Here is a 15,293-nt window from a genome sequence, read left to right as displayed (position 1 = left end):
GAGTTTTTGTCCAGATAATGGCCGTTTGGCACGTTTCAACGCGCGTTATCTGGACAAAAACTCGGGCGCGAGGAGCACGACGGCGGCTCCTCCGCCCCGCTGGCCGCCCCCTATTGCGGGCCGGGTTGCTGGACTAGACTGTCGCGGGCAAGCGTTTGGGCGAGTGGGAGTTCGATGAAGAACCTGATCCAGCCGACGGCACCCGGAACCGAGGATTCGGTGCTGGTGCAGCGCCGCGCCCTGGCCGGCCATGAATTCCTGGACAGCCATGTGCAGAGCGAAGCGTTCCCCGATGCCGAAGAGATTCCCGGCCTGCGCCGCCTGATCCGCGAATCATGGCAGCGGTCCGCCAAGTTGCGGGCCAACCCCGATAACCCCGAGGCCCCGCTGGCCATTGCCGCGGACCAGCTGGAGGAATACCGGCGCCAGCACCCCTTGGCTGCCATCATGCCTGTGATCCAGAAGCTCCTCATCCGGCCCAGCCATGACAGCGGCCTGCTGGTTGCGGTCGGCGACGAGGTGGGCCGCCTCCTCTGGGTGGAAGGTGATCCCGGCGCGCGCAGCCGGGCCGAGGGCATGATGTTCGTTCCCGGCGCCGACTGGTCGGAGGCCACTGTGGGGACCAGCGCCCCCGGGACGGCGCTCGCCCTGGGCCGCGGCATCCAGATTTCCGGCGCCGAGCACTACAAACGGTCCGTCCACCCGTGGAGCTGCACGGCGGTGCCGTTCCAGGACCCCGACTCCGGCGCGCTGCTGGGGGTCGTGGACATCACGGGCACGGAGGCGGCCGTCGCGCCGCACACGCTCTCCCTCGTGGAGGCCACCGTGGCGGCGGCCCAGGCGCAGTTGCGCATCGAACGCCTACAGCTCGCAGCTGCCCAGGAACGCGTTAAGGCACGACGGCGGCACGTCGGATCCGGGGCGGCCGGCGGTACTGCGCGGGAAGGCAGCCTGTACCGCAACAGCCTGCAGCTGCTGGGCCGCGACCAGGCCCTGCTCAGCATCGAGGGCCGGAGCCTGGTGCTGTCCGCCCGGCACAGCGAGATCCTGGCCCTGCTCAGCACGCGCCCGGACGGCCTCAGCGCCGAGGAACTGAGCGTCCTCCTGTACCTTGGGGACGGGTCCACGGTCACCCTGCGGGCCGAGATGGTACGCCTCCGGAAGGTCCTGCAGCAGCTGAACCCCGCCGCGGTGCCTGAGTCCAGGCCGTACAGGCTGTCGATCGATCTCCTGCCGGACAGCAGCCAGGTGCTCACCTGCCTGCAGCGCGGCGCCCACCGGATCGCCCTGGACATCTACCGCGGCGCCGTCCTCCCCCGCTCGGAGGCGCCCGGCGTCGTCGAGCTCCGGAACCGGGTGTCCGCACTGCTGCGCGAGGCTGTCCTGACGGACGGCAGCGCCGAGTCGCTGCTCAAGTACGCCGAACTGGCGGAGGCCGCGGACGACGTCGACGTCCGCCGCGCCGCGCTGAAGCTCCTGCCGCCGCGCTCGCCCAAGCGGGCCGCCGTCGTCGCCGATCTGGAGCGGCTGGAAACCGAACTGCGCGCCTAATCCCCACCTGCTCCCTAACCTTGCTGCTCCCTAACCTCGCAAGCTCGGCCAGGGAACCCGGCAGGCGTGGGCCCACCCTCACCCAATCAACCCTCGTGACCCGGGTCACTTTATTGCAACCTGGCTGCAACCTGCCCGCTCCTAGGCTCGATGCATCGGCGATCACCATGACAAATCGCCTCCGTGTTGCACAGCAAAGGAGCTAGCAATGACCGTTTACGCACAGCCAGGCACCGAAGGTTCGAAGGTCACGTTCAAGGACCGCTACGAGAACTGGATCGGCGGCGAGTGGGTTGCACCCGTGAAGGGCCAGTACTTCGAGAACATCACCCCGGTCACCGGCAAACCGTTCTGCGAGGTGGCCCGCGGTACTGCCGAGGACATCGAACTGGCACTCGACGCCGCCCACAAGGTGGCCCCCTCCTGGGGCAAGACCTCCGTCGCCGAGCGCGCCGCCATCCTGAACAAGATTGCCGACCGGATCGACGAGAACCTCGAAATGCTGGCTGTCGCCGAATCGTGGGACAACGGCAAGCCCGTCCGCGAAACCCTGAACGCGGACATCCCTCTGGCGGCCGACCACTTCCGCTACTTCGCCTCCGCTGTACGGGCTCAAGAGGGCAGGCTGTCGCAGCTCGACGACGACACCACGGCGTACCACTTCCACGAGCCGCTCGGCGTCGTGGGCCAGATCATCCCCTGGAACTTTCCCATCCTGATGGCCGTCTGGAAGCTGGCGCCAGCGCTCGCGGCGGGCAACGCCGTCGTCCTCAAACCCGCGGAACAGACGCCGACGTCCATCCTGGTTTTGATGGAACTGCTCAGCGACCTGCTGCCGGCAGGCGTGGTCAACGTGGTCAACGGCTTCGGCGTCGAGGCGGGCAAGCCCCTGGCCTCCAGCCCGCGGATCCGCAAGATCGCCTTCACCGGCGAGACCACCACCGGCAGGCTGATCAGCCAGTACGCCTCCAACAACCTGATCCCCGTGACGCTGGAACTCGGCGGCAAGAGCCCGAACATCTTCTTCAACGACGTCGCCGACTCCAACGACGCGTTCTACGACAAGGCACTGGAAGGGTTCGCGCTGTTTGCGTTCAACCAGGGCGAAGTCTGCACCTGCCCGTCCCGCGCCCTGGTCCAGGAGGGCATCTATGACTCCTTCATGGCCGATGCCCTGGCCCGGACCGAGAAGATCATCCAGGGCAACCCACTGGACACCGAAACCCAGATCGGCGCGCAGGCCTCCAACGACCAGCTGGAGAAGATCCTCTCCTACATCGACATCGGAAAGCAGGAGGGCGCCAAGGCACTCACCGGCGGCGCCCGCGCTGAACTGTCCGGCGACCTCGCCGGCGGCTACTACGTCCAGCCCACGATCTTCGAAGGACACAACCGGATGCGCATCTTCCAGGAGGAGATCTTCGGCCCCGTGGTGTCCGTGGCCCGCTTCAGCGACTACAACGACGCCATGGGCATCGCCAACGACACCCTCTATGGCCTCGGCGCCGGCGTCTGGTCCCGCAACGGCAACGTCGCGTACCGGGCAGGCCGGGAGATCCAGGCCGGGCGCGTCTGGGTCAACAACTACCACGCCTACCCGGCCGGCGCCGCGTTCGGCGGCTACAAGTCCTCCGGCATCGGACGCGAGAACCACGCCATGATGCTGGACCACTACCAGCAGACCAAGAACCTCCTGGTCAGTTACAGCGAAAACAAGCTCGGCTTCTTCTAGGGCCGAGCCGGCGACTCCGTCGCCACGCCGGGGCCCTCGCGCCCCACTCCAGGCGCCCCCAGCCCGGGCGGGGGCGGATCAGCTCCATCCGTCCCCGCCCGCACCATGCTTCCCGCCCGCACCGCGGCGGAAGAACCGCCCTGGCCACCCCTCAGGAAGGCAGCAGCACCCCTCCCGCACCACTCGAAACATCGCTTCAACGACGCAAGGATTTCGCCAATGACGACGACAATGCAAGCAGCCGTAGTATCCGAGTTCGCCAAGGACCTCCAGATCCAGGACATCCCCGTTCCCGTGCCGGGCCGCGGACAGGCGCTGGTCAAGGTGATCACCAGCGGTGTCTGCCACACCGACCTCCACGCCGCCGCGGGGGACTGGCCGGTCAAGCCGTCGCCGCCCTTTGTACCCGGCCACGAAGGCGTCGGCGAGGTGGTGGCCCTCGGTGAAGGAGTCACCGACCTCGCCGTCGGCGACTTGGTGGGCAACGCCTGGCTCTGGTCCGCCTGCGGCGACTGCCAGTACTGCCGCACCGGCTGGGAAACGCTGTGCGAGGCCCAGCAGAACGCCGGTTATAGTGTGGACGGCTCTTTCGGCGAGTACATGCTGGTGGACAGCCGGTTTGCCGCGCGGATTCCTGCCGGCTCCGACCCCGTGGAGGTTGCCCCGGTGCTCTGTGCCGGCGTCACCGTCTACAAGGGACTGAAGATGACCGAGGCCAAGCCAGGGGAGTGGGTCACCATCTCCGGCATCGGCGGGCTCGGGCACATCGCGGTCCAGTACGCCGTGGCCATGGGCCTGCGGGTGGCCGCCGTCGACATCGCGGACGACAAGCTCGCCCTGGCCAGGAAGCACGGCGCCGAACTCACCGTCAACGCGCTCCAGGAGGATCCCGCCGAAGTCATCCAGCGTGAAACCGGAGGATGCCACGGAGTGCTGGTCACGGCGGTGCACCCGTCCGCGTTCGGCCAAGCCATCGGCATGGCCCGCCGCGGCGGCACGATCGTGTTCAACGGCCTGCCGCCGGGCGACTTCCCTGCACCGATCTTCGAGATCGTGCTCAAGGGGCTCACCGTCCGCGGCTCCATCGTGGGAACCCGGCAGGACCTGGAGGAAGCGCTGGACTTCTACGCCCAGGGCAAGATCCACCCCACCGTGTCCACGCGGGAACTCTCGGAAGTCAACGCGGTCTTCGACGAGATGAAGCACGCGAAGATCGACGGCCGTGTGGTGCTGAGGTTCTGATGCCCCGCACCAGGCTGGACGCCGCTGTGACAGTGCCCGGGGAGGACTTCTCCCGGGTGGCGCTCACCGCCGAGGCGCTTCTGCTGCTGCGGAAGCTCTGGACGCAGCACGGCCCGCTCATGTTCCACCAGTCCGGTGGCTGCTGCGACGGTTCCGCGCCCATGTGTTATCCGGCAGGGGAGTTCCTCACGGGAGAATCGGATGTGCTGCTGGGGCGGTTTGACCTCGCCGCGGCCGACGGCGGCCCGCCGGGTGCCGTGGACGACGGCGGCCAGCCGCTGGAGTTCTGGATGTCAAGGGAACAGTTCGGCTACTGGAGCCATACCCACCTGACGGTGGATGTGGTGCAGGGCCGGGGGAGCGGATTTTCCGTCGAGGCGCCGGAAGGCAAACGCTTTCGGATCCGGTCCACACTCATGGACTGGCCGGTGTAAGCCGGCGGGGGTGCTTCACTGGAGTTCCACGTTTCATATTGCACAGGCGGGGCCACAATTTAGTGGCCCCGCCTGTGTGTTGCCTGTTAATACGCCGTATGAAAACCCCCAATTTGGGTGGCTCAACAGGGAAAAGAGCTCCGCTTCGGCCGTATCCACAAGGTTTTCACGGGCAGGCCAACAGACGATGGCACGGTTACATCCCTCCTAGCGGCAGGTTGTGCCATGAAATTCCTAGCGCGAAAGGTGGCCGGTCCGGCAGAGCTATCTGCGGCCGGCGCCAATAAACCATCAACAAATCGACCCCGTCACCGCGGGCGGAGCAAGGCCTCCGCTCCATTCCGTTTGGTAGCAGCAGCAACGACGCTGGCGCTGCCCCTGGCCTTCGGCCTGCCCGTTGTGGGCGCGCAGGTGGCCACCGCCGTGGTTGGCGAAGGCTTCACCGTAACCCCTTCGGATCTGTCCTTTATCCTCAAGCAGATCAAGATCGCCGAGGCCCACGTGGCCAATACCACCTCGGCTACCGGCCCCTGTGGCGCGCTGGTGGGCAGCGGCCCCAACCAGCTGGCAAGCCCGCTGCTGTCCTACGGTCTGCGGACGGTGGACGGCAGCTGCAACAACCTGCAGCCGGGCCAGGAAACCTTCGGCGCTGCTGACCAGCCTTTCCCGCGGCTGGGTTCGAAGTCCTTCCGTGACGCGGAGGCCGGATCGACGTTCGGTCCGCCGACGCCGACCAGTTACGCGCAGAAGTCGGGCAGCGTCTTCGACTCGCAGCCGCGTGTCATCAGCAACCTCATCGTTGACCAGACCTCCACCAACCCCGCTGCCGTCAACGCGGCCGGGTTCCCGGTCCGGACCCAGGGCAACGAGGGCGTTGTTCCCTGCACCACCGACCCGGACAACACTGTGAACCCGGCGGTGGCAGGTGTACCGGCCGGCTGTGTCCCGTCCCACGAGACGCTGTTCATCCCGAACGTGACCACCGACGTCGGGCTTTCGCCACCCTACAACTCGATGTTCACCCTCTTCGGCCAGTTCTTCGACCACGGCGTGGACCAGACGGTCAAGGGCGGCGGCACGGTCTTCGTGCCGCTGAAGGCAGACGATCCGCTCGTCGCTGGACCGGACCACCAGTTCAACACCGTTGACGACCTCGACCCGAACCTGCGCTTCATGGTGCTGACCCGGGGCAAGAACCAGGCCGGCCCGGACAACACGTTCGGCACCGCGGACGACGTCCAGGACGCGAACAACACGGACTCACCCTGGGTCGACCAGAGCCAGACCTACACGTCCCACCCCGCCCACCAGGTCTTCGTGCGCGAGTACGTGAACAACACGGCGGGACGTCCGGTCTCCACCGGCAAGCTCCTCGGCGGCCCCGCCGGACCCACCGCGGGCGGCATGGCCACCTGGGCCACGGTCAAGCAGCAGGCAGCCACGATGCTTGGCCTGCAGCTGACGGACAAGGACGTGCTCGACATCCCGATGGTCGCCGCCGACGCCTACGGCAAGTTCATCCCGGGCCCCGCCCGCGGCCTGCCGCAGTACGTGACGGACACCGGCCTGGTGGAAGGCAACACGGCAGCCCCGGTGGCAGTGCCGGCCAATGTCAAGCACTTTGACACCCCGTTCCTGACGGACATCGCCAACAACGCCGTCCCGAACCCCGGCTTCACGCCGGACCCGGACAACGTGGTGACCCCGGCCCTGGTGCCCTGCGCCCAGCCCGGTTTCCCAGCCGGCTGTGTGAATCAGTACGACAACGAAATCCTGGACATGCACTTCGCAGCCGGTGACGGACGTGTCAACGAGAACATCGGCCTGACCGCGATCCACCAGATCTTCCACTCCGAGCACGACCGACTCATTGATGACATCAAGAACACCCTCACCAACGACTCCACCTCCACGGGCGTGGCTGCGCTGGCCGAGTGGAAGTCAGCCCTCGGCGCCGGCGGGTGGAACGGCGAGCGCCTGTTCCAGGCCGCACGCTTCGTCACGGAGATGGAATACCAGCACCTGGTCTTCGAGGAGTTTGCCCGCAAGATCCAGCCGGCCATCAACCCGTTCGAGCCGTTCGCCTTCACGCAGACGGACATCAACCCGGCAGTCAAGGCTGAGTTTGCCCACGCGGTCTACCGCTTCGGCCACTCGATGCTGACCGAAACGATCGACCGCGTCAACGAGGACGGATCCCGGAACGACATCTCGCTGCTGAACGGCTTCCTGAACCCGCCTGCCTACACGAACGGCGGCTCTGCAGGCCAGCTCACCTCCGAGCAGGCCGCAGGAAGCATCATCATGGGCATGTCCGACCAGACCGGCAACGAGCTCGACGAGTTCGTGACCGACACGCTGCGGAACAACCTTCTGGGCCTCCCGCTCGACCTCGCCACGATCAACATGACACGGGCCCGGTCTGAAGGCATTCCGCCGCTCAACGTCCTCCGCCGCGAGCTGTTCGCGTCCACGAACGACGGCGCGCTGACCCCCTACAAGAGCTGGGTGGACTTTGGCGAGAACATCAAGCACCCGAAGTCGCTGATCAACTTCGTGGCAGCCTATGGCCAGCACCCGTCCATCACCTCCGCGACCACTGTGGCTGCCAAGCGGGAAGCCGCCCGGCTGCTCGTGAGCGCGGATGCCCTCGCCGGTGACGTTGCTCCCGCGGATGCGGCAGCCTTCATGAACAGCACGGATGCCTGGGCCAACGACGGCGTCAACTCCCGGACCGGTGTGGACAACATCGACCTGTGGGTGGGCGGCCTGGCAGAGATGACCACCCCGTTCGGCGGTCTGCTCGGCTCCACGTTCAACTACGTCTTTGAGAACCAGCTCACGGACCTGCAGAACGGCGACCGGCTGTACTACCTGGCACGCACTCCCGGCATGAACCTGCGGGCATCCCTCGAAGGTAACTCCTTCGCCGAGATGATGATGCGGAACACGAACGTCCACACCCTCAAGGCTGACGCGTTCGCCACCGCCGACTGCAAGTTCCAGCTGGGCAATCTGGCCGGCACCCAGGCGGGCTTCACGGCCTCGGGCAACACGGTCGCGGACGATCCCGCATCGGACTGCAACGAGACGGCACTGCTGATCCGCCAGCCTGACGGAACCATCCAGTACCGGGCGTTCAACAGTGTTGACCCTTCCGGCATCAACGGCCAGAGCGTCTACAACGGCACCCCGGGCGCAGACCGGGTCCGCGGCGGCAACGACAATGACACCTTCTGGGGTGGTGAAGGAAATGACGTCATTGAAGGCGGCTCCGGTTCCGACATCCCGCTCGGCGGCGAAGGAAACGACATCATCACCGACCTCATCGGTGATGACGTCCTCAAGGGCGGCCCGGGCAACGATGCTATCGACGGCGGTCCGGGCCTGGATATCCTCATGGGCGGGGACGGCAAGGACTTCATGAACGGCGGCGCCAACTCCAACGAGACGTTCTCCGGCGAAGGCGACGACTTCATCATCGCCGGCCAGGGCCTGGACGCGGTCTTCGGTGACGGCGGGGATGACTGGGAGGAAGGTGGCGACCAGCCTGACCTCCTGATCGGCGACTCGAGCAACCTGTTCTTCCTGGACGACTCGCAGAGGCCCGGCAACGACGTCCTGATCGGGCAGGGCGGCGATGACGACTACGACATGGAAGGCGGCGACGACATCGGCCTTGCAGGTCCCGGCGTCGAAAAGGTCGCGGGAGCGTCCGGGTACGACTGGGAGATCGGCCTGGCCGATCCGCAGCCGCAGGATGCAGACCTGGATCTGCCCATCCTGCCTTTGGACATTCTCCAGGTGGGCGTCCGTGACCGGTACAACGAAGTGGAGGCGCTCTCCGGCGGCCCGCTGGACGACAAGCTGCGGGGCGACGACATCGTTCCCAGCCAGGTCGGCGGCGCAGGCTTCATCGGCTGCAGCGTCCTGGACCAGAACGGTGTGGACCGCATTGCCGGCCTGAACCAGCTGATCCCGACGCTGCCCACTCCGCTGGCCGACGTTGTGGCAGCCTCGGCTTCCAAGGACTGCCCGGTTCTCAGCGGCACGCACGTGTGGGGCGATGGCAACATCCTCCTCGGCGGCGGCGGCAGTGACACCCTGGAGGGCCGCGGCGCCGATGACATCATCGACGGCGACCGCTACCTCAACGTCCGGCTCAGCGTCCGCGACGCTTCCGGCACCGAGATCGGCAGCGCCACGGGCATGACGGCCAAGTACCTGCGCGACGGCGCCGGCAACCTGACCGGCCAGACCCTGCAGGAGGCCGTCTTCGCCGGCACCGTGGATCCGGGCAACATCGTGGCCGTCCGCGAACTCCTCTCCGCCGCCGGCGGAACGGACTCGGCAGTGTTCTCCGACGTCGAAGCCAACTACACCGTGACCACCACCGGCGGTACCGGCCAGCTCGGCTCCCCGGGCTCCGTCACGACGGTGGTCCACAACGGCGGCACCGACGGCACTGACACGCTGCGGAACATCGAACGCCTCCTGTTCTCCGACAGCGTTGCTCCCGCGGCCCCCGTCATCGGCGCAGCCATCGCCGGCAACGGACAGGCAACGGTCAACTTCACGCCGGCAGCAGGCGCAACCGCCACGGGCTTCAACGTCCGCGTCCTCAACGCGGCAGGAACCCAGGTTGGCGCGCTCCGCACCGCCGACGCCGGCACCACCAGCCTGGTGGTGACGGGCCTGACCAACGGCCAGACGTTCCGGTTCCAGGTACAGGCAGTGAATGCCCTCGGCGCCAGCGTGTTCTCCGCACTGTCCAACGCGGCGGTCCCGGCAGCACCCGTCTTCGCGGGCGCACCGGCCATCGGCACGGCAACGGCGGGCAACGCGCAGGTCACGGTGAGGTGGACCGCCCCCGCGGCAGTCGCCAACGCCGCGGCCGTCACGCAGTACCGGGTTCGCGTCTTCGTTGGAGCGGCTGCCACGCCGACCCGCGAAGTTACCGTCGGCAACGTGACGAACACAGTGATCACCGGACTGATCAACGGCACCGGCTACACGTTCGATGTCTCGGCGATCAACTCGGCGGGCACGGGAGCGGCTTCGGCACGTAGCGCCCTCGCCACACCGCGGACAGAGTTCGTGGCACCGACGATCACCGCCAGGACGCCCGCCTCGGGCGCCAGGTCCGTTAGCCAGACGGCAAACATCACGGCGACTTTCAGCGAACCGGTAGCGAACGTGAGCGCCGGAACGGTTGTTCTCCGGCTCAACGGCAGCGCTGCTCCGATTCCCGCCTCAGTCACATACAACAACGCCACGAGGACTGTGACGGTGAACCCCAACGCCACACTGCTGGCCGACCGGACATACAACATGGCGTTCTCGTCCATCCGCGACACGGCCGGCAACTCGCTGGCAGCATCCGGCTGGCAGTTCACCACCGGGCCGGCTCCCACCGTGGCCGCGGCGACGCCTGCGAACCGTGCAGTGGGTGTACGGCGGACGGCAAACGTGACCGTCAGGTTCAGCGAACCGATTGCCACGCCCACGTCGGGGACGGTCGTCCTGAGGCTCGGTGCCAGCGTCATCCCGGCCGTGGTGACGTACAACGCAGCCACCAGGACAGCGACATTGAATCCGTCTGTGACGCTGCTGGCCAACCGGACATACACAATGGCTGTTTCTGTCCGGGACCTCGCAGGAAACCCGACCACCTCCGGGCCGTGGACGTTCACTACAGGTTCGGCCTCGTAATCCATCGGGAGGGCTGGCGGCCCGCAAGGCCGCCAGCCAACCTTCTGCGGACCACGCCCGGCCCTCCACCACACCGCGCAGCAGCAGCGGAGGAGGGCCGGGCGTGGTTTTGCATGCCGGCCGTCTCAGTATTCGGGACAAATGTGGCCGTCCACTGGATGGACACTACACTTGATAGGTCTGTTTCCATCCCCTATCAGGACTGTGGACTTCCAATGAACCTTTTCCGGACCAAATCCATCGAGCAGTCAATAGCCGACGCCGATGAACCCGGACGCAAGCTGAAGCGCTCCCTGAGCACCTGGGACCTGATGATCATGGGAGTGGCCGTCGCCGTCGGCGCCGGCATCTTCTCCGTGGGCGCCAAGGCTGCTGCGAACTTCGCCGGCCCCGCCGTCACCATCTCTTTCCTGGTCGCCGCCGTCACCTGTGCCCTGGCGATCATGTGCTACGCCGAATTCGCCACTGCCATCCCGGTGGCCGGCTCCGCCTACGTTTTCACCTACGCCACCATGGGCGAGATTCTGGCCTGGATTATCGGCTGGAACCTCATCCTGGAGCTCTTCACCGCGGCCGCGGTGATCGCCAAGTACTGGGGCATCTACCTCAGCAAGGTCTTCGCCCTCATGGGCGTGGAAATACCGCCAGCCATCTCGCTCGGCGGGATTGACCTGTACTGGGGCGCCTTCCTCATCGTCGCCATCTTCACCGTCCTGCTGGTGCTTGGAACCAAGCTGTCCGCCCGCGTGGGCAACATCTTCACGCTGATCAAGATCGCGGTGGTGGTCTTCGTGATCATCGTGGGCTTCAGCTACGTGAAGCTCTCCAACTACACCCCCTTCGTCCCGGCCTCCGAACCGACGGCCAACGCCGGTGCCGCCGACGTCCTGAAGCAGTCCTTCTTTGGCTTCCTCACCGGTGCCGCCCCCGCCCAGTACGGCACCATGGGCATCTTCGCCGGCGCCGCGCTGGTGTTCTTCGCCTTCATCGGCTTCGACGTGGTGGCCACCTCCGCGGAAGAGGTCAAGAACCCGCAGAAGACCCTGCCCCGGGGCATCTTCGGCGGCCTGGCCCTGGTGACGCTGCTGTACATCCTGGTGTCCCTAGCCCTGACCGGCATGGTCTCCTACACACAGCTCGCCGAGGCTGAGAGCCCCACGCTCACCACAGCCTTCGAGGCTGTTGGCAACACCGATGCCGCGAAAGTCATCGCCTTTGGTTCCCTCGTGGGCCTGACCACCGTGATCATGGTGCTGCTCATGGGCCTGGCCCGCGTGGTGCTGGCCATGAGCCGCGACGGCCTGCTGCCGCGCTCCCTGTCCAAGACCAGCGAAAAGCGTTCGACGCCGGTCCGCCTGCAGATCATTTGCGGCGCCGCCGTAGCCCTGGTTGCCGGACTCACCAACGTGGACCTGCTCGAGGAAATGATCAACATCGGCACCCTGTCCGCCTTCGTCATGGTCAGCCTGGGCATCATCGTGCTGCGCAAGAAGCGGCCCGACCTAAAGCCGGCCTTCCGTGTGCCGTTCGGCAAGGTCATTCCCGTCCTGTCCGCGGTGCTGTGCCTGTACCTGATGACCAACCTCGCCGTGGAGACCTGGATCTTCTTCGGCATCTGGCTGGTGGTGGGCGTTGCCATCTACTTCGCCCACGGACAGCGGCACTCCCGCCTCAACGAGAAGTTCGCCGCGGCGAAAGCCGCGGTGGACGGCCGAACGGGCGGCCTCGATGACCGGGACGACGACAAGGACGCACTCACCAGGGTCTAACCCGGTCAAGTCCGGCGTAACCGCCCGCTGATGGCGGCGTCATGGGGCGGCGTGCCGTCCCACCCAGTCCACCAGCGGGCGGAGCTGCTCCCAAAGGGCGGCAATCTCGCGTTCCGCGTCCGGGGATCCCATCCATTCGGGCTCGCCCAGGGAAACGCCGGCGGAGAGCGACTTATGCTTGAGCAGCTCGGCCCGGGGATGGTCCTTGGAGAAGCCCCGCGGCACCGTTTTCAGCTTTTCGCCTTCGATGGCGAAGCCGGCGTCCGAGACGGCATCGACGATGTGCTGCAGCTGTTCGCCGGTGTTTCCTGCGTCCACCGAATTCCGGTAGCGGACCAGCTGCGCGGGTGAATGCGAGTGGTAGCCGCCGCCAACCAGCAGGCCGTCGGCGCTGATCTGGAGGTAGTAACCCACGCCTTCCTGATAGGAGGCGAAAGCGCCCTGGGCGGTTTTGTAGGGCGACTTGTCCGGGGAGAAGCGGACGTCACGGTTGGGCCGGAAAATTTTGCCCGGACCAAAGCGTGGCTCAAGGTCGGCGAGGAGCGCCTGGAACGGACCTTTCACCGCTTCCTGGTACACCTCGGTATGGGCCTGCCACCAGTCGCGGTTGTTGTTCTCCTCCAGCTCCGCGTAAAACTTGGTTGCGGCGGCGGGGATGCCCTCGAATGTGCTCATGGTTGAAGCCTAAGGACTCCGCCCCGGCCCGGCCATGGGCGCAGCCTCCCATGTGGATAACAGGCGCTGCCGGGACCTACATATGGGTATCTTTGCGCACGTCGCGTCGGACGGATGCACCCCCAGACACAGGGAACCCCGCCGCGGCTGTGCCGTGGCGGGGTTCCTGTTGGTATCCGGTGCTGCTAGCCGATCTTGTTGGCGGCTTCGGCGTCGGAGAGCGGTGCTGCGCCGAGGTTGGCGCGGAGCTTGGCGCCGAGTTCGGCGTCGACGTTGGTCCAGTACTGGATGGCGCGTTCCTTAATGTCGGCGCGCTTCACGCCGCCCACGGCACCGGTGACGGTGTCCAGGAAGCGGGCCTTCTCGGCGTCGTTGTAGACCTCGCGGTACAGCGCACCGGCCTGAACGAAGTCGCCGTCCTCGGCGTGCAGGGAGTGCGCGGCGTGCGTCAGCTCGCCGTCGTTCTCCCAGCCGCCACCGACAACATCCGGATCAACAGCAGCCGGGCCACCGAACGTGTTCGGTGCGTAGACCGGAACCGAAGGAGCGTTGTACAGGAAGCGTCCCGCGCCGTCCTGGCTGTAGTTGTTGACCTGGTTCTTGGGCTGGTTCACCGGGATCTGGGCGTGGTTGGTGCCCACGCGGTAGCGGTGAGCGTCGGCGTAGGAGAAGATCCGGGCCTGGAGCATCTTGTCCGGGGACGCGGCAATGCCGGGAACGAAGTTCGACGGCGCGAAGGTGGCCTGTTCGATCTGCGCGAAATAGTTCTCCGGGTTCCGGTTCAGCTCCATGGTGCCGACCTTGATCAGCGGGTAGTCCGCGTGCGGCCAGACCTTGGTCAGGTCGAACGGGTTGAACCGGTAGGTCTTGGCGTCCTCGTACGGCATGACCTGAACGTGCAGGTCCCAGGACGGGAAGTTCCCGGCGGCGATGTTCTCGGAGAGGTCGCGGATGTAGAAATCCGCGTCGGAGCCGGCCAGTGCCTCGGCCTCTTCGCCGGTGATCGAGTTGACGCCCTGGTTGGACTTGAAGTGGTACTTGACCCAGAACCGCTCGCCCTCGGCGTTGATCCACTGGTAGGTGTGTGAGCCGTAGCCCTGCATTTCACGCCAGGAGGCGGGCAGGCCGCGGTCACCCATCAGCCAGGTGACCTGGTGTGCGGACTCGGGGGACAGGGTCCAGAAGTCCCACTGCATGTCGGCGTCGCGCAGGTGCGTGCCGGGCAGGCGCTTCTGGGAGTGGATGAAGTCCGGGAACTTGATGCCGTCGCGGATGAAGAACACCGGGGTGTTGTTGCCCACGAGGTCGTAGTTGCCCTCGGAGGTGTAGAACTTCACCGCGAAACCGCGCGGGTCGCGCCAGGTGTCCGGGGAACCGTTCTCGCCCGCAACGGAGGAGAAGCGGATCAGCATCTCGGTCTCGGCACCGGGCTGCAGGAACGCGGCCTTGGTGTACTTGGAGATGTCCTCGGTGGCCTTGAACGTGCCGAATGCGCCGCCGCCCTTGGCGTGCACCACGCGCTCCGGAACCCGCTCGCGGTTGAACTGGGCGAGCTTCTCCACCAGGTAGTGGTCCGTGAGGATGATCGCGCCGTCAGCGCCGACAGCCTTGGAATGGGCGTCGGATGTAACCGGGGCACCTGACTGGGTCGTGGAAATGGCAGTCATTGTTCTCCTATTTCTTTGTTACTTGTCATTTACGTTTGCAGGAAGTTTTTGGGCCTGCTGGCACTCGCTGCAGATCCCCTGATACATGACATCCGCGATCTGGATCGTCATGGGGTGGGAATCCTCGCTCCAGTGCGGGGTCAGGCACGGGGCATGGCCGACAGCGCAGTCGACGTCCTCCACCCGCCCGCAGCTGATGCAGATCGCGTGGTGGTGGTTGTCGCCCACCCGCGTCTCATACAGCGCCGGGGAATGCGGAGGTTCGAACCTGCGCAGCATCTGCAGGTCCGTCAGGTCACCCAGCACCACGTACACGGACTGCGCCGTCAGTTCCGGCAGTTCCTCGCGGGCGGCCGCGAGGATGTTTTCCGCCGGGGAGTGCGGGTGATGCTCGACGGCGGCCAGCACTGCCAGCCGCTGCTTGGTCACCCGGCGGCCGTGGGCACGCAGGGCCGCGGCCCATGTTTCGTGGCTTTCCGGGTGGTCGGTCATGACTCCATTGAAACACTTA

9 protein-coding genes are annotated in these 15,293 nt (G+C 66.2%); 6 read left to right on the top strand and 3 right to left on the bottom strand.

From position 1 onward, the window contains the following. The first annotated feature begins 174 nt into the window (after nucleotides 1–174). From AC1DFE_RS12445 to AC1DFE_RS12420, 6 genes are all read left to right on the top strand, one after another. A complete protein-coding gene (locus tag AC1DFE_RS12445) occupies nucleotides 175–1,551 on the top strand; it encodes a GAF domain-containing protein (RefSeq protein WP_476906182.1) in 1,377 nt (458 codons plus the stop codon). A gap of 208 nt (nucleotides 1,552–1,759) precedes the next feature. After that, nucleotides 1,760–3,283, top strand: coding sequence for an acetaldehyde dehydrogenase ExaC (exaC, locus tag AC1DFE_RS12440; RefSeq protein WP_476906181.1), 1,524 nt, complete (start codon nucleotides 1,760–1,762; stop codon nucleotides 3,281–3,283). Between the two features lie 219 nt (nucleotides 3,284–3,502). Further along, a complete protein-coding gene (gene adhP, locus AC1DFE_RS12435) occupies nucleotides 3,503–4,525 on the top strand; it encodes an alcohol dehydrogenase AdhP (protein ID WP_476906180.1) in 1,023 nt (340 codons plus the stop codon). Continuing rightward, entirely contained in the window at nucleotides 4,525–4,959 is a 435-nt protein-coding gene (locus tag AC1DFE_RS12430; protein WP_476906179.1) for a DUF779 domain-containing protein, read from the top strand. The genes adhP and AC1DFE_RS12430 overlap by 1 nt, the downstream gene beginning before the upstream one ends. A 345-nt stretch (nucleotides 4,960–5,304) precedes the next feature. Continuing rightward, complete coding sequence (locus AC1DFE_RS12425; RefSeq protein ID WP_476906178.1) at nucleotides 5,305–10,671, top strand: peroxidase family protein; 5,367 nt, start codon at nucleotides 5,305–5,307, stop codon at nucleotides 10,669–10,671. Nucleotides 10,672–10,886: 215 nt separating this feature from the next. Then, on the top strand, nucleotides 10,887–12,440 hold the full coding sequence (locus AC1DFE_RS12420; RefSeq protein WP_476906177.1) for an amino acid permease: 1,554 nt from the start codon (nucleotides 10,887–10,889) through the stop codon (nucleotides 12,438–12,440). A gap of 39 nt (nucleotides 12,441–12,479) precedes the next feature. Here AC1DFE_RS12420 and AC1DFE_RS12415 read toward each other — a convergent pair whose 3' ends face one another. The 3 genes from AC1DFE_RS12415 to AC1DFE_RS12405 all read right to left on the bottom strand — a co-directional run bounded on the left by AC1DFE_RS12415 (nucleotide 12,480) and on the right by AC1DFE_RS12405 (nucleotide 15,274). Next, nucleotides 12,480–13,115: a DUF2461 domain-containing protein gene (locus AC1DFE_RS12415; RefSeq protein ID WP_476906176.1), complete on the bottom strand. Its 636-nt coding sequence runs from the start codon at nucleotides 13,113–13,115 to the stop codon at nucleotides 12,480–12,482. A 185-nt stretch (nucleotides 13,116–13,300) separates the two neighbouring features. Then, nucleotides 13,301–14,782 carry a catalase gene (locus tag AC1DFE_RS12410; RefSeq protein WP_476906175.1) on the bottom strand — a complete coding sequence of 494 codons (1,482 nt, stop codon included), beginning with the start codon at nucleotides 14,780–14,782 and terminating at the stop codon, nucleotides 13,301–13,303. Nucleotides 14,783–14,800: 18 nt separating this feature from the next. After that, entirely contained in the window at nucleotides 14,801–15,274 is a 474-nt protein-coding gene (locus AC1DFE_RS12405) for a Fur family transcriptional regulator (protein ID WP_476906174.1), read from the bottom strand. Nucleotides 15,275–15,293: the final 19 nt, after the last annotated feature.

The organism is Arthrobacter sp. 05T423, assembly GCF_056396245.1.
The sequence above is the reverse complement of the archived record's forward strand: the minus strand, read 5'-3'. Positions and strand labels throughout refer to the sequence as shown.